Here is a 19,497-nt window from a genome sequence, read left to right on the forward strand (position 1 = left end):
AAGCGTCACGAGCACAGTCGATCCTGCAGCACGATAGTTGGCGTGGTCACCCTCAGGCCATGCCAGCCCTCATCAGACCCCGTTCTGCAGGCGTAAAACTTTGAAAGCAGCTTCCGGATGGAAGTATCGAAACCATCGTGCTCAGCCCATGAGGCTGCGCGACGGATGTGTTTGATGCATTCCTGCATGCGTCCCGGACTTCCCATTTGGGACCACTGATGAGGGTAATAACTGTGCTTGAAGCCTACCGCAAACACGTAGCAGAGCGTGCCGCCCAGGGTATCGTGCCCCAGCCGCTAAACGCCGAACAAACTGCCGGTCTCGTCGACCTGCTGAAGAACCCGCCGGCCGGCGAAGAAGAATTCCTCCTCGATCTGATCACCAATCGCGTGCCGCCAGGCGTCGACGAAGCGGCTTACGTGAAGGCCGGCTTCCTGTCCGCCATCGCCAAAGGTGAAGCCACTTCCCCACTGCTCGACAAAAAGCGCGCCACCGAACTGCTCGGCACCATGCAGGGCGGCTACAATATCGCCACCCTGGTCGAGCTGCTCGATAGCGCCGAACTGGGCGCCATTGCCGCCGAACAGCTCAAGCACACCCTGCTGATGTTCGACGCCTTCCACGACGTGGCAGAAAAAGCCAAGGCCGATAACGCCAATGCCAAGGCCGTGCTGGAATCTTGGGCTGCCGGTGAGTGGTTCACCAAGCGTCCGGCGATTGCCGAGAAGTACAGCCTGAGCGTCTTCAAGGTACCGGGCGAAACCAACACCGACGACCTGTCGCCGGCTCCGGACGCCTGGTCGCGCCCTGACATCCCGCTGCACGCTCTGGCCATGCTGAAAATGGCCCGCGACGGCATCGTTCCCGAGCAGCCTGGCGCCATCGGCCCGCTGAAGCAGATCGAAGAAGTACGCGCCAAAGGTTTCCCGGTCGCCTACGTCGGTGACGTGGTCGGTACCGGTTCCTCGCGTAAGTCCGCCACCAACTCGGTGCTGTGGTTCTTCGGCGACGACATTCCTTATGTGCCGAACAAGCGCGCCGGTGGCTTCTGCTTCGGCTCCAAGATCGCTCCGATCTTCTACAACACCATGGAAGATGCCGGCGCCCTGCCGATCGAGTTCGACGTGTCGAACATCGAAATGGGCGACGTGATCGACGTCTACCCGCACGCTGGCAAGGTCTGCAAGCACGGCACCGACGAAGTTATCACCACCTTCGAACTGAAGACGCCGGTTCTGCTCGATGAAGTTCGCGCTGGCGGCCGTATTCCGCTGATTGTCGGCCGTGGCCTGACCGACAAGGCACGTGCCGAGCTGGGCATGGGCCCGACCGACCTGTTCGCACTGCCGGAAGCGCCGGTCGACACTGGCAAGGGCTACACCCTGGCGCAGAAGATGGTCGGCAAGGCCTGCGGCCTGCCGGAAGGCAAAGGCGTTCGTCCGGGCACCTACTGCGAACCGAAGATGACCACCGTCGGCTCCCAGGACACCACAGGCCCGATGACCCGCGACGAGCTGAAAGACCTGGCATGCCTGGGCTTCTCCGCTGACCTGGTCATGCAGTCGTTCTGCCACACCGCGGCCTATCCGAAGCCGATCGACGTCACCACCCACCACACCCTGCCGGATTTCATCCGCACCCGTGGCGGCGTGTCCCTGCGTCCTGGCGACGGCATCATCCACAGCTGGCTGAACCGCATGCTGCTGCCCGACACCGTCGGCACCGGTGGCGACTCGCACACTCGTTTCCCGATCGGCATCAGCTTCCCGGCCGGTTCCGGCCTGGTCGCCTTCGCCGCTGCCACCGGCGTCATGCCGCTGGACATGCCCGAGTCGATCCTGGTTCGTTTCAAGGGCAAGCTGCAGCCTGGCATCACCCTGCGTGACCTGGTTCATGCCATCCCTTACTACGCCATCCAGAAGGGCCTGCTGACCGTCGAGAAGAAAGGCAAGAAGAACGCCTTCTCCGGCCGCATCCTGGAAATCGAAGGCCTGGACGAGCTGACCGTCGAGCAGGCGTTTGAACTCTCCGACGCCTCGGCCGAGCGCTCCGCTGCCGGTTGCACCATCAAGCTGCCGGAAAAGGCCATCGCCGAGTACCTGAAGTCGAACATCACCCTGCTGCGCTGGATGATCAGCGAAGGCTACGGCGATGCACGCACCATGGAGCGTCGCGCTCAGGCCATGGAAGCCTGGCTGGCCAACCCGGAACTGCTGTCCGCCGACGCCGATGCCGAGTACGCCGAAATCATCGAAATCGACCTGGCCGACGTCAAGGAGCCTGTGCTCTGTGCGCCGAACGACCCGGACGACGCGCGTCTGCTGTCGACCGTTCAGGGCGAGAAGATCGACGAAGTGTTCATCGGTTCCTGCATGACCAACATCGGTCACTTCCGCGCTGCCGGCAAGCTGCTCGACAAGGTCAAGGGTTCCATCCCGACCCGTCTGTGGCTGTCGCCGCCGACCAAGATGGACGCTCACCAGCTGACCGAAGAAGGCTACTACGGCATCTACGGCAAGGCCGGTGCACGCATGGAAATGCCGGGTTGCTCGCTGTGCATGGGTAACCAGGCACGTGTGGCGGCGAACTCCACCGTGGTATCGACCTCGACGCGTAACTTCCCGAACCGTCTGGGCGATGGCGCCAACGTGTACCTGGCATCGGCCGAACTGGCCGCTGTCGCCTCGATCATCGGCAAGCTGCCGACCGTCGAGGAGTACATGGAGTACGCGAAGAACATCGACAGCATGGCTGCCGACGTTTACCGCTACCTGAGCTTCGACCAGATCGCCGAGTTCCGCGAAGCCGCGGCCAGCGCGAACATCCCGGTCGTTCAAGCCTAAGGCGTCACCCGCGTCCAAAGGAGCCCCGCCCAGTGCGGGGCTTTTTTATGCTTCTTCGCACTTCAGCCGCGAGCCCTTCACAAGCTGTCGCGGATCCCTGGCCCCCTCCCCACGAAGACACCGTTCGCCCGAGAATTGCCGCGAACTGTACCGGATACAGCTGTGCTGGCCGCTTCGCTGTAGCGGACAAGCAGCCGTGGGCTGTATCTGACAGGTCGCCATGGCCCTCGGTTAGGGTTGCACATCGCCGCTAACTGCCGAGACCCACCCAATGCGCACTGCCGAACACGCCCTGCTGAACGACGCCGACCGCCGCGCCATCGCCTATAACGACTCGCTCGAGCAGCGCCGGGTCTATCCCGTTGAGAGCGCCATCGCCGCCCTGGATGCCTTCGACCAGCCCCTGCCAACCACGGGGCAGGATGCCGGACAAGTGCTGCACGCACTCGATGAACTCGGTTCCCCCGCCACCGTCACCAGCAACGGGCCGCGCTATTTCGGCTTCGTGATCGGCGCCACCCTGCCTGCCGCCGCAGCCGCCGAACGGATGGTGCTGGCCTGGGATCAGTGCGCGTCATCCGCGGACGGCTCGCCCATCGCCGACAAACTGGAAAAGGTCGCCGCCCGCTGGGTCTGCGAGGCACTCGGCCTGCCAGGCGAAAGTGCCGTCGGCTTCGGCACCAGCGCCACTGCCTGCACCCTCGCCTGCCTGGCAGCCGCACGTCGCACGTTGCTGGCCAGGCAGGGTTGGGATTTCGATCAGGACGGCTTGACCGGCGCCCCGGAAATTCGTGTGGTGATTTCCGAAACAGCCCATATCACCGTGAAGAAGGCGCTGCGCGTGCTGGGTTTCGGCATGCGCCGGCTGCTTCTGGCTCCGGTGGATCAGCACGGCCGCATCGATCCGGCCCGGCTTCCCGAACTGGACGAACGCACCGTGCTGATTCTGCAGGCTGGCGAGGTCAATACCGGCGAGTTCGACCGCTTCGCCGAACTGATCCCCAGGGCCAAGGCCGCCGGCGCCTGGGTGCACGTCGATGGCGCCTTTGGGCTGTGGGCACGGGCGTCGTCCTCGGCCGGGCTGGCCGACGGCGTGGAGCTGGCGGACAGCTGGACCACCGATGGCCACAAGTGGCTGAACACCCCCTACGACAGCGCCATGGCCATCTGCCGTGACGGTGACGCCCTGGCCGCCGCGATGAACAGCGACGCCGCCTACGCCATGGCCTCGAAGGACTCGCAAAAGAACCTGACCCTGGAGTTCTCGCGCCGCGCGAGGGGCGTCGCGATCTGGGCAGCGCTGGCCAACCTGGGCCGCGATGGCCTGGCCGAGATGATCGACCGGCACATCCGCCAGGCCGGGCACCTCGCCGAGGCGCTTCGTGCCGGCGGCTACCAGGTGCTCAACCGGGTGCGCCTCAACCAGGTACTGGTACGCGCCGACTCGGACGAACAGACCGCCGCGATTCTCAAGGCCGCCCAGGCGTCTGGCGAAGCCTGGTTCGGGTCAACCGTCTGGCAGGGGCAGCCGGCCTTTCGCCTGAGCGTCAGTTCCTGGCGCACCACGGACGCCGATATCGACGCCTTGATCGCCCTGCTCCTACGCCTGAAAGACGCCTGAATCTCAACGGTCAGCTTTCAAGACCTGCTGCAGCAGCTTGAAGGACGCATCGACCCGGGCCTCGAGCGGCACGTTGCGGTTGGCCAGCAGCACCACGCCGATGCGCTCGTCCGGCACGAAGGCGGCGTAACCGCCAAAGCCGTTGGTCGAACCGGTCTTGCCGAACAGCACGCCCTGCTCGCTCGTTTCAGGCTCGGGCAGACGGGTAGCCGGTTGCGCTTCAACAGCCATCGACGGCGCGTTGCCCGCCAGCAGTTGCTCGCGGGAAACGGGCCATGGGTATCGCTCCCACACCATCGCCTGGGTGAAGCGCTCGGTGCGGGTCACGCCCTGGTGCGTCGTCTTGATCGCGGCAGCCAGTGGCGCCGGTGCCCGGGTTTCGCCCAGGTTGATATCGACGAAACGCAACATGTCGTCGATGTTGGACTTCAGGCCATAAGCCTCGGCATCCAGCACGCCAGGGCTGACGCGAATGGCCTTGTTGTTCTGCCGCGCATAGCCGTAGGCGTAATTCGGCATCTGCGCCGCTGGCACCTGAACATGGGTATGGTTCAGCGCTAGCGGAACGAGCACCTGATCATGCAGCGCCTTGGCATAGGCCTCGCCGAACGCCTGGGCGGACACCCGCCCGAGCAGGCCGATGCTGACATTGGAATAGGAGCGCTCATGACCGGCGCCCGTGGTCGGTTTCCATTGCCGCAGCCAGTTCAGCAGGCCGTTGTCATCCTTGACCTGATCCGGCACCTGCAAGGGCATGCCGCTGCTCTGGTGGGTGGCCAGATCAATTAGGCTCAGCTCACCTGCGGAGCTTCCCTGCAGCAACGGCATGCGGGCAGCGAGCGGGTCATCGAGCGACAGCAGCGAGCGCTGCTGAGCCAGCGCCGCCAGGGTGACGTTGAAGGTCTTGCTCAGCGAGCCCAGCTCGAACAGCGTCTCGCGGGAAACCGCCCTGGCCGCCTCACGGTTCGCCAGCCCCTTGGTGAACACGTAGTGCTTGCCTTGCCAGGTCACGCCCACTGCGAGGCCAGGGATGTCGTACTCGGCCATCAATGGCGTGAAGAGCGTGTCGGCCTCGGCTCGAAACTGCTGCTCGGTCATGGCCGCGGCCGGCAGCGTCACGGTGAGGCCGGCGGCCAGCAGGCCCAGGGCGATAGTGCGGTGAGTCATCGGGTATGTTCTCTATCTTGTTGTAGGGCGGCAGCGGAACGAGCGCTGCCTGGAGGATGGGTCAGGATTCGAGTCGCGGCCAAGCATATCGTTCGAGGCGGCCAGCAGGCACTGCGGGAAAAGCGCTTGCAGGCACTCGACAAAGCCCTCGCCGGGCCTTATTGTCCGGCCAGGCCACCCCATGTGGCCAACGTCGCTCGGACGGTTCCGGGCGCTTACGTCTCTCGAGGAAAGCATGGCTGACCAGGCTTCGCGCCGCTTTGCGCGCATCGATCGTCTCCCCCCTTACGTTTTCAACATCACCGCTGAACTGAAGATGGCCGCCCGCCGCCGTGGCGAGGACATCATCGACCTGAGCATGGGCAACCCCGATGGCGCCACACCGCCGCACATCGTGGAAAAGCTGGTGCAGGTCGCCCAGCGAGAAGACACCCATGGTTACTCCACTTCCCGCGGTATTCCGCGCCTGCGCCGGGCCATTTCGCACTGGTACAAGGATCGCTACGAGGTCGACATCGACCCGGAAAGCGAAGCCATCGTCACCATCGGCTCCAAGGAAGGCCTGGCGCACCTGATGCTGGCCACCCTGGATCACGGCGACACGGTGCTGGTGCCCAACCCCAGCTACCCGATCCACATCTACGGCGCAGTGATCGCTGGCGCCCAGGTGCGTTCGGTGCCGCTGGTGCCGGGCGTGGATTTCTTCATCGAGCTGGAACGGGCGATCCGCGAGAGCATCCCCAAGCCGAAGATGATGATCCTCGGCTTTCCATCCAACCCGACCGCGCAGTGCGTGGAACTGGACTTCTTCGAGCGCGTGGTGGCCCTGGCCAAGCAGTACAACGTGCTGGTGATCCACGACCTGGCCTACGCCGACATCGTCTACGACGGTTGGAAAGCCCCGTCGATCATGCAGGTGCCGGGCGCCAAGGACATCGCCGTGGAGTTCTTCACCCTGTCCAAGAGCTACAACATGGCCGGCTGGCGGATCGGCTTCATGGTCGGCAACCCGGAGCTGGTCGGCGCCCTGGCGCGGATCAAGAGCTACCACGACTACGGCACCTTCACCCCGCTGCAGGTCGCGGCCATCGCCGCGCTGGAAGGCGACCAGCAATGCGTGCGCGACATCGCCGAACAATACCGCCAGCGCCGCAACGTGCTGGTCAAGGGCCTGCACGAGCTGGGCTGGATGGTCGAGAATCCCAAAGCCTCGATGTACGTGTGGGCGAAGATTCCCGATGCCTATGCCCATCTCGGCTCCCTGGAATTCGCCAAGAAGCTGCTGGCCGAGGCCAAGGTCTGCGTGTCGCCGGGCATCGGCTTCGGTGACTATGGTGACGATCACGTACGCTTCGCGCTGATCGAGAACCAGGATCGTATCCGCCAGGCGGTGCGCGGCATCAAGGCTATGTTCCGCGCCGACGGGCTGATCGACGCGCCTGCCGCGAAAACATCGCGCAAGGCCAGCGAAGCAGGTTGACCGCCACGGCGCGGCACCGCAAGGGTGCCGCGCCGCGTTATGATCGCCGCTCACCCCGCAGACGAGCGCGCTATGCAGGACCTCGGCAACTACCCCCACATTCGCCAGTCGGCCATCCGTTCGCTGTTCGAGATCTTCGAGCAATCCAGCGAAGGCACCATCATCGTCGACCGCGACGCCCATATCGTCTGGATGAACGAGCGCTACGCCCAGCGCTTCGGCCTGCAAAGCGCCAGCGAAGCCATCGGCCGCCCGTGCGAAAGCGTGATCCCCGGCAGCCTGTTGCGCGATGTGGTGAACAGCGGCCGGCCGATCCTGCTGGACATGATGGACACGCCCCGCGAACCGCTGGTGGTCATGCGCCTGCCCATCCATGACGACGCCGGCCAGGTGATCGGCGCCATCGGCTTCGCCCTGTTCGACGAACTGCAATCGCTGTCACCGCTGCTGGCCCGCTATCAGCGCATGCAGCAGGAGCTGGCCTCGACCCGCTCGCAGCTCAAGTCGCGTCAGGCGAAATACAGCTTCGCCCAGTTCATCGGTACCAGCGCCCGCAGCCTGGAGGTCAAGCGCCTGGCGCGGCGCAGCGCGACCAGCGACTCGGCGGTGTTGCTGCTGGGCGAGACGGGTACCGGCAAGGAGCTGCTGGCCCACGCCATTCACAATGCCTCGCCGCGAGCCAGCAAGCCCTTCGTCAGCCTGAACACGGCGGCGATCCCGGAAACCCTGCTGGAAGCCGAGTTCTTCGGCACCGCGCCGGGCGCCTTCACCGGTGCCGACCGCAAGGGCCGCGCCGGCAAGCTGCAGATCGCCCATGGCGGCACGCTGTTTCTCGACGAGATAGGTGACATGCCGCTGCCCTTGCAAAGCAAACTCTTGCGGGTGCTGCAGGAAAAGGAGTTCGAGCCGGTGGGCTCCAACGAGGTGCTGCGCAGCGACGTTCGGCTGATTGCCGCCACCTCCATCGACCTGGAAGCGGCGGTGCGCAAGGGCACCTTTCGCGCCGACCTGTATTACCGGCTCAACGTGCTGACCCTCGCCGTGCCGCCATTGCGCGAGCGCCTGGAGGATTTGCCGGCGCTGTGCGAGGCGATCTTCGATGCGCTGCAGGGCCGTCACGAACTGCACCCCGAGGCCATGGCCCTGCTCGGTCGCCATGCCTGGCCGGGCAACGTGCGTGAGCTGCACAACGTGCTGGAACGGGCCTGCCTGCTCAGCGATGACAGCGTGCTCGACTGCAAGGCGGTCGCCACCGCGATCGGCACCTTGCATCCTTTGCCCGAGACGCAGGACATCGTTGCGCAAACCGATGAAGTCGAAGACTTCCATCAGGCCCGCGCCAACTTCGAACGCGAGTTGATCCGCAAGGCGCTGGCCGCCACCACCGGCGATGTGCCGCAAGCCGCGCAGCGCCTGGGCTTGGGGCGCTCAACCCTGTACCGAAAGATGCTTGAGTTGGGTCTCTCGTCCTGATTCCGGGACGCATCCCACTTTCGGGATTGGCGCACAGGCCATGCTGGAAGGGGCAATCCTCCATCATCGTCCCAAATTTGGGACGAGCGCCACGGCGCGAGGCCAGGAATAAAATAAAACCCTTCAGATTCAATCGCTTAAAAATATGGCACAGAACTCGCTATAGCCAGGCTGCGGGCTCACCCGCCGCCGACAACAAAAACAAAAGCGCCCACAGCGCCTGAGCGAGTTACTCGAAGGCTAACGGCAGCCTGTCGATTCGCCGCGTTGCAGGGTCAGGAGATCGTCGATGAGTGTCATCATCGCCCTCGCTGCACTGGCTTTACTGATGCTGGCTGCCTACCGGGGCTACAGCGTCATCCTCTTCGCCCCCATCGCTGCGCTCGGCGCGGTACTGCTCACCGATCCCAGCGCCGTGGCGCCCGCGTTCACCGGGGTGTTCATGGAAAAGATGGTCGGTTTCATCAAGCTCTACTTCCCGGTGTTCCTGCTCGGCGCCGTGTTCGGCAAGCTGATCGAGCTGTCCGGCTTCTCGCGCTCGATCGTCGCCGCCGCCATTCACCTGCTGGGCACAGGCCAGGCGATGCTGGTGATCGTGCTGGTGTGCGCCCTGCTCACCTACGGTGGCGTATCGCTGTTCGTCGTGGTGTTCGCGGTCTACCCGTTCGCCGCCGAGATGTTCCGCCAGAGCAACATTCCCAAGCGGCTGATTCCGGCGACCATCGCCCTCGGCGCGTTCAGCTTCACCATGGACGCCCTGCCCGGCACCCCGCAGATCCAGAACATCATCCCCACCACCTTCTTCAATACCACCGCCTGGGCCGCGCCCTGGCTGGGCCTGATCGGCAGCCTGTTCGTGCTGGGTATGGGCATGCTCTATCTGCGCCGCCAGTTGAACAAGGCGGTGCGCGCTGGCGAAGGCTACGGCACCGAGCTGCGCAACGAGCCGGAAACCCCGGATGACATCAAACTGCCAAGCCCCTGGCTGGCCATCGCGCCGCTGATCCTGGTGGGCGTGGCCAACCTGTTGTTCACTCACTGGATTCCCCAGGTCTACGGGCCGACTCACAGCTTGCAACTGGCCGGTATGGCCGCGCCGCTGCAAACCGACGTCAGCAAGCTCACCGCCATCTGGGCCGTACAGGCCGCGCTGCTGCTGGGCATCCTGATGGTGCTGGTCAGCGCCTTCGGGGTGATCCGCGAAAAGCTCGCCGAAGGCACCAAGAGCGCTGTCGGCGGCTCGCTGCTGGCAGCGATGAACACTGCATCGGAATACGGCTTTGGTGCGGTGATCGCCTCGCTGCCGGGCTTCCTGATCCTTGCCGATGCGCTCAAGGGCATCCCCGATCCGCTGGTCAACGAGGCGGTGACGGTCACCTTGCTGGCCGGCATCACCGGCTCGGCCTCGGGTGGCATGAGCATCGCCCTGGCGGCCATGTCCGACACCTTCATCGCCGCGGCCAACGCCGCCAACATTCCGCTGGAAGTCATGCACCGCGTCGCCTCCATGGCCAGCGGCGGCATGGACACCCTGCCCCACAACGGCGCGGTGATCACCCTGCTGGCGGTCACCGGGCTGACCCATCGCGAGGCTTATAAGGATATTTTCGGCATCACCCTGATCAAGACCCTGGCGGTGTTCTTCGTGATTGGCGTCTTCTACACCACTGGCATCGTCTAGTTTTCGTGACAGGTGCGCCTCGCTGCGCACCCAAGGAGTTGTTATGAACCTCAAAGGCAAGACCGCACTGGTCACCGGCTCCACCAGCGGCATCGGCCTGGGTATCGCCCAGGTGCTGGCCGAGGCCGGCGCCGATCTGCTGCTCAACGGTTTCGGCGACGCCCAGGCGGCCATCGACAGCGTGGCCGCATCTGGCGGCAAGGTGCTTCACCACACCGCGGACATGAGCGACCCGGAGCAGATCGAGGCGATGATCGCCTACGCCGAACGCGAGTTCGGCGCCATCGACATTCTGGTCAACAACGCCGGCATCCAGCACGTCTCGCCGGTGGAGGATTTCGCCCCCGAACGCTGGGACGCGATCATCGCCATCAACCTGTCCTCGGCCTTCCACACCACCCGCCTGGTGCTGCCTGGCATGCGTCAGCGCAATTGGGGGCGCATCATCAATATCGCCTCGGCCCATGGCCTGGCCGCCTCTGCCGGCAAGAGCGCCTACGTGGCGGCAAAGCATGGGCTGGTCGGTTTGAGCAAATCGGTGGCACTGGAAACCGCCACCACCGGTATCACTTGCAACGCCATCTGCCCCGGCTGGGTGCTGACGCCCCTGGTGCAGGCGCAGATCGATGCGCGCGCCGCCGAAAGCGGTGACAGCGAGGGTGAACGGCGCAATCTGCTGGCCGAAAAACAGCCCTCGCTGGAGTTCGTCACACCCCGGCAGCTCGGTGAGCTGGCGTTGTTCCTGTGCAGCGACGCCGCTGCTCAAGTGCGCGGCGCGGCCTGGAACATGGATGGCGGCTGGTTGGCCCAGTAATCGCGATAGACTGCAGGAATCGGCGCCAGCAGGCGCCGCACAACAACAATAAGAGGTCACCCGATGTTCAATCGAATCACCCATTGGAGCGTGCAGCTGGTCCAGCGCTACCTGCCCTCGTCGTTCGTGTTTTCCGCCCTGCTCACCCTGTTCGTTCTGGCGCTGGCCATGTACAGCACCGAGCAGAGCCTGCCGGCCATGGTGCGCCACTGGAACGTCGGTTTCTGGGCCTTGCTGGCTTTCGCCATGCAGATGGCTCTGGTGTTCGTCACGGGCCATGCGCTGGCCAGTGCGCCGCCGGTGCGGCGCCTGCTGGACCGGCTGGCGGCCATTCCGCGCACGCCTACCCAGGCCATCGTGACGGTCAGCCTGATCGCCCTGGCCGGCTGCTGGATCAACTGGGGCTTCGGCCTGGTGATCGGCGCGGTGATGGCCCGCGCCCTGGCCCGTCAGGTCAAGGGCGTGGATTATCCACTGCTGGTGGCTTCGGCTTATTCGGGTTTTCTGGTCTGGCACGGCGGCCTGTCCGGCTCCATTCCTTTGGCCCTGGCCGGAGGCGGCCCCGATGTGGCCAAGGTCAGCGGCGGCGTGATCGATGCACCGATCGGCGTAGCGCTGACCCTGTTCACCCCCCTCAACCTGACCATCATCGCTTTTCTGGTGGTCGGCCTGCCGCTGCTCAACCGCGCCATGCACCCGGCGCCTGCGCAGACCAAGGTGGCCGACCCCGAGCTGCTGCGTGAGCCCCAGGCCGAAGTGCCCGAGCGCGAGACCCCGGCCCAGCGCCTGGACGACAGCCGCCTGCTGGGCCTGGCCCTGGTGGCCATGGCCGCGTTGTTCTACGTAGGCCACTTCATGGACAAGGGCCTGGCGCTGGACCTGAACACCGTGATCGGTCTGTTCCTGTTTCTCGGCCTGCTGCTGCACGGCAGCCCGGAACGCTACATGCGCGCGGTGGACATCAGCGTGCGCGGTATCGGCGGCATCGTGCTGCTGTTTCCCTTCTATGCCGGCATCATGGGCATGATGACTGGCGCCAGTGCGGGCGGCGTCTCGCTGGCTGGGCAGATCAGCCAGCTGTTCATCGATGGTTCATCGGCGCAGAGCTTCCCCCTGCTGGCGTTTCTCAGCGCCGGGGTGGTCAACGTCTTCGTGCCCTCGGGCGGCGGCCAGTGGGCCGTGCAGGGCCCGATCATGCTGCCCGCCGGGCAGGCATTGGGCGTCGAGCCGGCAGTCACCGCCATGGCCATCGCCTGGGGCGACGCCTGGACCAACATGATTCAGCCCTTCTGGGCGCTGCCGCTGCTCGGCATCGTCGGCCTGGGCGCCCGCGACATCATGGGCTACTGCCTAATCGCCCTGATCTACTCCGGCCTGGTTATTGCCGGCTGCTTCTATTTTCTCGCCTGACTGGATGTATTGATGAACACACCACTCTGGACACCCTCCGCTTCTCGCGTCGCCACCACCCGCATGGATGGCTTTCGCCGCTTCATCAACCAGCGCCACGGCCTGGACCTGGCTGACTACCCGGCGCTGCACGCCTGGAGCGTGAGCGAGCGAGAGGCGTTCTGGCAGGCCATCGTCGAGGTCTTCGACGTGCGCTTCGACCAGGCGCCGCGGGCGGTGCTCGAAGAAGGACCGGCGATGCCCAGCGCCCATTGGTTCCCGGGCGCTACGCTGAATTTCGCCGAACATTTGCTGCGCCGTCGTGACGACCACCCGGCCATCGTCGCCATCGGCGAAGACGGCAGCCGCGAGCAACTCAGCTACGCGCAACTGGCCACCCATGTCGCCGGCTTGCAGCGCAGCTTGCGTGCGGCTGGCGTGGGCATTGGCGACCGGGTCGCGGCGTTCATGCCCAATACCTGGCAAACCCTGGTCGGCATGCTCGCCACCGCGAGCCTCGGCGCCACCTGGTCGAGCTGCTCGCCGGACTTCGGCACTCAAGGCGTGATCGACCGGTTCGGACAGATCGAACCCAAGGTGCTGATCGCCTGCGCCGGCTATCGCTATGCCGGCAAGAACCTCGACCTGACCGACAAGCTCAACGAAATCCTCACCCACCTGCCGACGCTGCAGCAGCTGGTGGTGGTGCCTTACGCCAACACCGGCTGCAAAGCCGACGATTTCAGGACCCAGGCGACGGTCGCCTGCTGGGACGACTTCTACCAGGCCGAGGGCGAGCCGCAGTTCATCGCCGTGCCCTTCGAGCAGCCGCTGTACATCCTCTACTCCAGCGGCACCACCGGCGTGCCCAAGTGCATCGTCCATGGCGCCGGCGGCACGCTGCTGCAACACGTCAAGGAGCTCGGCCTGCACAGCGACGTGACGGCCGAGGACACCCTGTTCTACTACACAACCTGCGGCTGGATGATGTGGAACTGGCTGGTTTCCGGCCTGGCCCTGGGCGCCACCCTGGTGCTGTACGACGGCTCGCCGTTCCACCCCGAACCCACGCGACTGATCGACCTGATCGACGCCGAAGACATCAGCGTGTTCGGCACCAGCGCCAAGTTCATCGCCGCCCTGGAGAAGGCCGGTGCCAAGCCGCGCAAAACTCATGAACTGAGCCGCCTCAAGGCGATCCTCTCTACCGGCTCACCCCTGGCCCACGAAAGCTTCGATTACGTGTACCGCGACATCAAGACTGATGTCTGCCTCTCGTCCATTTCCGGCGGCACCGACATCGTCTCCTGCTTCGCCCTTGGCAACCCGGTTTCGCCGGTGTACCGCGGCGAAATCCAGTGCAAGGGCCTGGGCATGGACGTGCAGGTGTGGGACGACGCCGGCAAGGCGGTGATCGGCGAAAAAGGCGAGCTGGTCTGCGCCAGGCACTTCACCTCCATGCCGGTGAGTTTCTGGAACGACGCCGACGGCGAGAAATTCCGCAGCGCCTACTTCGAGACCTTTCCCGGCGTCTGGGCCCACGGTGACTACGCAGAACAAACGCCTACCGGCGGGCTGATCATCCATGGCCGCTCCGACGCCGTGCTCAACCCCGGTGGCGTGCGCATCGGTACCGCCGAGATCTACCGCCAGGTGGAAAAGGTCGAGCAAGTGCTCGAATCCATCGCCATCGGCCAGGAGTGGGACGGCGACGTGCGCGTGGTGCTGTTCGTGCGCCTGCGCGACGGCGTAACGCTCGACGAAGCGCTGCAGAAACAGATCTGCCAGGTGATCCGCGCCAACACCACGCTGCGTCACGTGCCGGCGCGCATCGTTGCGGTGGCCGACATTCCACGCACCATCAGCGGCAAGATCGTCGAATTGGCGGTGCGCAACGTGGTGCACGGCAAGCCGGTGAAGAATACCGATGCCCTGGCCAACCCACAGGCGCTGGAGCTGTTCCGCAACCTGCCGCAACTGCAGCAGTGATCCCCCATCGCCCGGGTTCACCACCTGGGCGATGGCCTACCACCGACGGCAGCTCGTCGCTTTTGCTCGCTAATAATCAGCGGTTCACAGATATCTCGCCGGGCAGTTCCTATACTCATGGCATAACGCCAAGGAATGCCCACGTTGCGCCTTCTCACCTGCCTGTTGCCATTGCTGCTTTGCTGCTCGGCAGCCGCCGAACCACGCACCATCCAGCTGTTCATGCCGGATGCCCCGCCCTTGGCGTTGCAAGGCGAGGATGGCCATGGCATCACCGGTGATGCCGCCATCATGGCGTTGCAGCGCGCCGGTTATCGCGTGGCGGTGCAGAACATGCCCTGGCCAAGGGCGCAGAAACGCACCCAGGAACTGCGTGATGCGTTGATCGTGCCCCTGTCCAGAACCACGGAACGCGAGGGCCTCTACACCTGGGTGGTCAATATCCAGCCGCTGTACCGCGCCTTCTTCACCCTCGACGATTCGGTTGCCAGCCTCGAAGAGGCACGTCAGCGCTACCGCATGGTGGCCGTTGGCCTGGGTTCTGCCCAGGAAGAAATCCTCAGGCGCGCCGGTTTCACCCGTGAACAACTGTATGCTCTGAAGCTCGGCGACCGGCCGATTCAGCTGGTCAGACGTGGCAGGGTGGACGCCTGGTTCACCACCGACCTGGAGGGCCGCCACCAGTGGGATGACGGCCCGGCCCTGGCCATGAGCGCCCTGCTCGCGCCCCAAGACATGTTCATTGCCTGCTCCCTGCAGTGCGACCCACAGCTGGTCAAATCGGTCCATGACGCGCTGGAGGGCATGCGCGCCGATGGCAGCCTGCAGCGCATCATCGAACACTATGTGCCCAACCGCTAAAGGCCACCTCTAAAAATCTGTTCATAATCTTGAGCCTAGGCTCGCCGATTTTTGCCGCTAAGGGCCGGGAACGGACGTGTGCGACCTTGTGGGAGCGGTTTTAGCCGCGAGTTTTTATCAAGGTAAATAAAGAGCTCGAGGCTAAAGCCTCTCCCACGAATGAACGGCAGCTTCTGCCTTGTAGTTGCCGCTTCAAACGCATAAGGATCGTGAACAGCCTATAAGGCAGTTGCCCCACTCGGGCTTTACTGCTGGAATGCTGTACCGCTTCACAGGAACACCCCATGCCCAGCTATCGGGACCTTATCGCCATCGGTGAATGCTTCGATGCCTTCGCCAGCCGCGGTCTGCCAGCCGAAATCGAGACAGTACGAACCGCCCAGGCGCTGCTCGGCCAGGCCGACACCCTGAGCGGCAAAATCCATCAACGCCTGGCCGCCATTCAGGGCCGCTACCACCTGCTCGCCGCCGGCGAAATGTGGTGCCCGGACTGCCAGTTGAATCTCGCGGCGATGGACCACCTACAGCGTCTGCAGCCCAAAGTGAGCTTGGCGATTATCTCCAAGGCCCGCGCCGAGCACGCGTTGAAAGCGCAACTGGAACTGGAGCGTATCTCGATTCCGCTGGTGCTGGTACTCGACGATGGGTTCGAACCCATCGGCCGTTTCGTCGAACAGCCCCAGGCGGTAGTCGACGGCGGTGAGGCAGCCAAGATCGACTACCGCGCCGGGCGTTATCTGCAAAGCACGATTACTGAAGTGCTGGCGATCATCGAAGCCCACGAAACTCACCCACAGTGCTGACTCGTTACGGCAGATAGGGCCGGATCACACCCATGGCACGGTCGACAAACGCCTGCTTCTCACCCACCGGCGCCACGTAATGCAGCACCTCGGCACAGGCCTGCTCGCCCGCCAGCCGGGCGATGGCCCAAGCCGCCAGATACGGCGCCGACAGGCAGCCGCCGGCGGTAGCCAGATTGCCGCGAGCGAAGAAAGGTTGGTCAAGCACCTCGAGGCCTGCGTCGATAACCCAGGGCTTTGTGGTGAGGTCCGTGCAGGCCGGCATGCCCTGCAACAACCCCAGGCGGGCCATCAGCAAGGTGCCCGAGCACTGGGCACCGATCAGTTGGCGCTGCGGGTTGAGCTGCAGGCGCTCAAGAGTGCCGGCGTCTGTTGCGATCTCACGGGTCTTGATGCCGCTGCCAAACAGCACCACGTCTGCCTCTCGGGCATACTCCAGCGGCTGCTGAGCGTGGATACGCACGCCGTTCATGGAGCTGACCTCCGCACTCGGGCAGGTGATCGCCGCCTGCCAGCCATGCTCGCGCAGACGATTGAACAGCGCACTGGCAACGAACGAGTCGAGCTCATTGAAACCATCGAATGTCAGAACCGCCACGCGCATAGCCTTCTCCCGGCAAATGGGTTGAGCCGCCAATCTAAGGGGCTCGCCCCATAGACGCCACGCACAGCGCAGCGCCATCTTGCCGGTACAGTCAGAGGCGAACTCAGATGCCCTGACGGCCCGGGTCTTCGGGAGGCGTGTCCTGCTCGATCTCTTCCAGCTTGAGTTCCAGCCCCCAATCGGCCGGGGCGGCGACCTTGGGTGCGCTGGCCGCTGGTGCCACCGGCGCCGCAGCGGGTGCCGGCGTCGTGGACGTTTCGCGGTATAGCTTTAGCTTGAGGCGCACGTTGTTGGCCGAGTCGGCGTTCTTTACCGCCTCCTCCTCGTCGATGGCGCCCTCGTTGACCAGGTCGATCAGCGCCTGATCGAAGGTCTGCATGCCGAGGTTCTTGGACTTTTCCATGATCTCCTTGATCTCGGAAAACTCGTTACGTTTGATCAGGTCACGGATGGTCGGCGTGCCCAGCAGCACCTCGACGGCGGCGCGGCGCTTGCCATCGACGGTCTTGACCAGGCGCTGAGACACGAAGGCTTTGAGGTTGTTGCCCAGGTCGTTGAGCAGCTGCGGGCGACGGTCTTCGGGGAAGAAATTGATGATGCGATCCAGCGCCTGGTTGGCGTTGTTGGCGTGCAGTGTGGAAATCGCCAAGTGACCGGTGTCGGCGAAGGCCAGGGCATGCTCCATGGTTTCCCGGTCGCGGATCTCGCCGATCAGAATCACGTCCGGCGCCTGGCGCAGGGTGTTCTTCAGCGCCGCGTGGAAGCTGCGGGTGTCCACACCGACTTCGCGCTGGTTGATGATCGATTTCTTGTGCCGGTGCACGTATTCCACCGGATCTTCGATAGTGATGATGTGGCCGCCGCTGTTGCGATTGCGGTAGTCGATCAGCGCGGCCAGCGAGGTCGATTTGCCCGACCCCGTACCGCCTACGAACAGCACCAGCCCGCGTTTCTCCATCACCGTCTTGAGCAGCACTTCGGGCAGTTTCAGATCCTCGAAACGCGGAATGTCGAGCTTGATGTTGCGCGCGACGATGGACACCTCGTTGCGCTGCTTGAAGATGTTGATGCGAAAACGCCCGACGCCATTGAGCGAGATCGCCAGGTTCATCTCCAGCTCGCGCTCGAACTCTTCGCGCTGGGCGCTATCCATCACCGCATCAGCGATTTCCGCCACGGCGCCGGCCTTCAGCGGCTCGCTGCTCAGGGCCTTGAGCACGCCGTTGAACTTGGCGCAGGGCGGCGCACCGGTCGACAGGTACAGGTCCGAGCCGTCCTGGCTGGAAAGGATTTTCAGCATTGCGTGGAGATCCATGAGCAGCGTTCCCGTCGACTGAAGCTATTACGTTAGCCAAGATTGAAAAATAGACGACCTTGAAAGGCCGAATAAATGGCGCCATTTAGCTGGCGCCGCGAATACTGGCACAATACGCGCCCGATAACTGAGGAACCTGTCATGGCAAAGGCAATGGCCCGCCACATCCTGGTCAAGACCGAAGCGGAAGCCGCTGCTCTGAAGAAGCGCATCGCCGGCGGCGAAGCCTTCGACGTGCTGGCGCGCAAACATTCGACCTGTCCGTCCGGCAAGAAAGGCGGCGACCTGGGCGAAGTCCGCCCGGGGCAGATGGTGCGGGTGATCGATCAGGTGATTTTCAAGAAGCCGCTGCGCGAAGTGCACGGCCCGATCAAGAGCCAGTTCGGCTATCACCTGGTGCAGGTGTTCTTCCGCGATTGATTGGCACCAGGTGCAAAGCGCCTGTCACCGGCTGCGAAAGATCTTAGAATTGCCCGCTTTCACCCGAATACCACGAGTTACCTTGTCAGCCATGCCCACCATCACCCTCGACATCGAGCGCTGCGCCCGCCAACTGCAGAGCGGCGAACTGGTCGCGATGCCCACCGAAACCGTCTACGGCCTGGCGGCCGATGCCCGCAACGGCGACGCCGTGGCCAAGGTGTTCCAGCTCAAGGGACGCCCGGGCAGCAACCCACTGATCGTTCATCTGGCCGATGCCAGCCAGGCGGCCGACTGGGTCCGCGAGATCTCGCCCGAAGCGCAGATGTTGATGGACGCCTTCTGGCCGGGGCCGCTGACCCTGGTGCTGCCGGCCCGTGACGATGTCCTGCGCAGCGTTACCGCCGGGCAAGACAGCGTCGCCCTGCGCGTACCGGCTCATCCGGGCGCCCGCGCCTTGCTGCAGACCTTCGGTGGCGGGCTGGTGGCGCCGTCGGCCAACCGCTACATGTCGATCAGCCCGACCAGCGCCGCCCACGTCGCCCATCAGTTCGCCGATAGCGAGCTGCTGATCCTCGACGGCGGCGCCTGCCAGGTCGGCCTGGAGTCGAGCATCGTCGCCCTGCTACCCGGCGACAGCCCGCGCCTGCTGCGCCATGGCATGCTCGATCAAGAGCGCCTGCAGCAGGTGCTCGGCCAGGCGCTGGACACCCAGGCCGGCGGCCTGCGCGCGCCCGGCCAACACCGCCGTCACTACGCGCCAGGCACCCTAGCCAGCACCTTTGTCGAGGTACCCAACGCTGCGCTGGATACGCCGGACTGCGGCTGGATCTGGTGCGGCCAGGCCCGTCCGACCCGCGGCCCGGCCATCGACCTGAGCGCCGACCCCGAACGCTATGCCGCGGGCCTGTATGCAGCCCTCTACCAGCTCGATGCTTTGCAGCTGCGCCACCTGCATATCGCCCTGCCGCCACAAGGCGCCGCCTGGGCAGCGGTACACGAGCGCCTGCAGCGCGCCACCACCCAGTAACCCACAC

The 19,497-nt window shown here is 64.5% G+C and carries 15 protein-coding genes; 12 read left to right on the forward strand and 3 right to left on the reverse strand.

All coding sequences use genetic code 11. The annotated features are described in order from the left end of the window. Positions 1-233 precede the first annotated feature (233 nt). Entirely contained in the window at positions 234-2,843 is a 2,610-nt protein-coding gene (acnB, locus tag PVA39_RS08015; RefSeq protein ID WP_274123811.1) for a bifunctional aconitate hydratase 2/2-methylisocitrate dehydratase, read from the forward strand. Positions 2,844-3,114: 271 nt separating this feature from the next. Next, positions 3,115-4,464 carry a pyridoxal phosphate-dependent decarboxylase family protein gene (locus PVA39_RS08020; protein WP_274123622.1) on the forward strand — a complete coding sequence of 450 codons (1,350 nt, stop codon included), beginning with the start codon at positions 3,115-3,117 and terminating at the stop codon, positions 4,462-4,464. A gap of 3 nt (positions 4,465-4,467) precedes the next feature. Here PVA39_RS08020 and ampC read toward each other — a convergent pair whose 3' ends face one another. Continuing rightward, on the reverse strand, positions 4,468-5,631 hold the full coding sequence (gene ampC / locus PVA39_RS08025) for a class C beta-lactamase (protein ID WP_274123623.1): 1,164 nt from the start codon (positions 5,629-5,631) through the stop codon (positions 4,468-4,470). Positions 5,632-5,866: 235 nt separating this feature from the next. Between ampC and alaC the strand changes: the two genes are divergently transcribed. The 8 genes from alaC to PVA39_RS08065 all read left to right on the forward strand — a co-directional run bounded on the left by alaC (position 5,867) and on the right by PVA39_RS08065 (position 16,121). Further along, positions 5,867-7,111 carry an alanine transaminase gene (gene alaC / locus PVA39_RS08030; protein WP_013791540.1) on the forward strand — a complete coding sequence of 415 codons (1,245 nt, stop codon included), beginning with the start codon at positions 5,867-5,869 and terminating at the stop codon, positions 7,109-7,111. Positions 7,112-7,183: 72 nt separating this feature from the next. Then, positions 7,184-8,584 carry a sigma-54 interaction domain-containing protein gene (locus PVA39_RS08035; protein WP_274123624.1) on the forward strand — a complete coding sequence of 467 codons (1,401 nt, stop codon included), beginning with the start codon at positions 7,184-7,186 and terminating at the stop codon, positions 8,582-8,584. 289 nt (positions 8,585-8,873) lie between these two features. Next, positions 8,874-10,265, forward strand: coding sequence for a GntP family permease (locus PVA39_RS08040; protein ID WP_274123625.1), 1,392 nt, complete (start codon positions 8,874-8,876; stop codon positions 10,263-10,265). A 43-nt stretch (positions 10,266-10,308) separates the two neighbouring features. Next, positions 10,309-11,079 (forward strand): 3-hydroxybutyrate dehydrogenase, encoded by a 771-nt coding sequence (locus PVA39_RS08045; protein ID WP_274123626.1) that lies wholly within the window; start codon positions 10,309-10,311, stop codon positions 11,077-11,079. A 63-nt stretch (positions 11,080-11,142) separates the two neighbouring features. Beyond that, positions 11,143-12,489 carry a short-chain fatty acid transporter gene (locus PVA39_RS08050; protein ID WP_274123627.1) on the forward strand — a complete coding sequence of 449 codons (1,347 nt, stop codon included), beginning with the start codon at positions 11,143-11,145 and terminating at the stop codon, positions 12,487-12,489. Positions 12,490-12,501: 12 nt separating this feature from the next. Beyond that, entirely contained in the window at positions 12,502-14,457 is a 1,956-nt protein-coding gene (locus PVA39_RS08055; protein ID WP_274123628.1) for an acetoacetate--CoA ligase, read from the forward strand. A 144-nt stretch (positions 14,458-14,601) separates the two neighbouring features. Continuing rightward, positions 14,602-15,318, forward strand: coding sequence for a substrate-binding periplasmic protein (locus PVA39_RS08060; protein WP_274123630.1), 717 nt, complete (start codon positions 14,602-14,604; stop codon positions 15,316-15,318). A 284-nt stretch (positions 15,319-15,602) separates the two neighbouring features. Next, a complete protein-coding gene (locus tag PVA39_RS08065) occupies positions 15,603-16,121 on the forward strand; it encodes a thioredoxin family protein (RefSeq protein WP_274123631.1) in 519 nt (172 codons plus the stop codon). 4 nt (positions 16,122-16,125) lie between these two features. Here the strand turns inward: PVA39_RS08065 and PVA39_RS08070 are convergent, their stop codons facing one another. Further along, a complete protein-coding gene (locus tag PVA39_RS08070) occupies positions 16,126-16,725 on the reverse strand; it encodes a DJ-1/PfpI family protein (protein WP_274123632.1) in 600 nt (199 codons plus the stop codon). A gap of 103 nt (positions 16,726-16,828) precedes the next feature. Beyond that, positions 16,829-18,040 carry a PilT/PilU family type 4a pilus ATPase gene (locus PVA39_RS08075; protein ID WP_274123633.1) on the reverse strand — a complete coding sequence of 404 codons (1,212 nt, stop codon included), beginning with the start codon at positions 18,038-18,040 and terminating at the stop codon, positions 16,829-16,831. A 141-nt stretch (positions 18,041-18,181) separates the two neighbouring features. Between PVA39_RS08075 and PVA39_RS08080 the strand changes: the two genes are divergently transcribed. Together PVA39_RS08080 and PVA39_RS08085 are read left to right on the forward strand one after the other, a co-directional pair. Continuing rightward, positions 18,182-18,460 (forward strand): peptidylprolyl isomerase, encoded by a 279-nt coding sequence (locus tag PVA39_RS08080; RefSeq protein WP_013791549.1) that lies wholly within the window; start codon positions 18,182-18,184, stop codon positions 18,458-18,460. A 91-nt stretch (positions 18,461-18,551) separates the two neighbouring features. Beyond that, entirely contained in the window at positions 18,552-19,490 is a 939-nt protein-coding gene (locus tag PVA39_RS08085; protein ID WP_274123812.1) for an L-threonylcarbamoyladenylate synthase, read from the forward strand. The last annotated feature ends 7 nt before the right edge of the window (positions 19,491-19,497 follow it).

The sequence above is a fragment of the Pseudomonas sp. CNPSo 3701 genome (genome assembly GCF_028674975.1).
GTDB lineage: Bacteria > Pseudomonadota > Gammaproteobacteria > Pseudomonadales > Pseudomonadaceae > Aquipseudomonas > Aquipseudomonas straminea.

What these genes read in the sequence shown, in the direction of transcription:
- PVA39_RS08045 (WP_274123626.1), top strand. Translation starts at nt 10,309, where the DNA reads ATGAACCTCAAAGGCAAGACCGCACTGGTCACCGGCTCCACCAGCGGC.
- PVA39_RS08020 (WP_274123622.1), top strand. Translation starts at nt 3,115, where the DNA reads ATGCGCACTGCCGAACACGCCCTGCTGAACGACGCCGACCGCCGCGCC.
- PVA39_RS08040 (WP_274123625.1), top strand. Translation starts at nt 8,874, where the DNA reads ATGAGTGTCATCATCGCCCTCGCTGCACTGGCTTTACTGATGCTGGCT.
- PVA39_RS08075 (WP_274123633.1), bottom strand. Translation starts at nt 18,040, where the DNA reads ATGGATCTCCACGCAATGCTGAAAATCCTTTCCAGCCAGGACGGCTCG.
- PVA39_RS08050 (WP_274123627.1), top strand. Translation starts at nt 11,143, where the DNA reads ATGTTCAATCGAATCACCCATTGGAGCGTGCAGCTGGTCCAGCGCTAC.
- ampC (WP_274123623.1), bottom strand. Translation starts at nt 5,631, where the DNA reads ATGACTCACCGCACTATCGCCCTGGGCCTGCTGGCCGCCGGCCTCACC.
- PVA39_RS08055 (WP_274123628.1), top strand. Translation starts at nt 12,502, where the DNA reads ATGAACACACCACTCTGGACACCCTCCGCTTCTCGCGTCGCCACCACC.
- PVA39_RS08070 (WP_274123632.1), bottom strand. Translation starts at nt 16,725, where the DNA reads ATGCGCGTGGCGGTTCTGACATTCGATGGTTTCAATGAGCTCGACTCG.
- alaC (WP_013791540.1), top strand. Translation starts at nt 5,867, where the DNA reads ATGGCTGACCAGGCTTCGCGCCGCTTTGCGCGCATCGATCGTCTCCCC.
- PVA39_RS08065 (WP_274123631.1), top strand. Translation starts at nt 15,603, where the DNA reads ATGCCCAGCTATCGGGACCTTATCGCCATCGGTGAATGCTTCGATGCC.
- PVA39_RS08035 (WP_274123624.1), top strand. Translation starts at nt 7,184, where the DNA reads ATGCAGGACCTCGGCAACTACCCCCACATTCGCCAGTCGGCCATCCGT.
- PVA39_RS08085 (WP_274123812.1), top strand. Translation starts at nt 18,552, where the DNA reads ATGCCCACCATCACCCTCGACATCGAGCGCTGCGCCCGCCAACTGCAG.
- PVA39_RS08080 (WP_013791549.1), top strand. Translation starts at nt 18,182, where the DNA reads ATGGCAAAGGCAATGGCCCGCCACATCCTGGTCAAGACCGAAGCGGAA.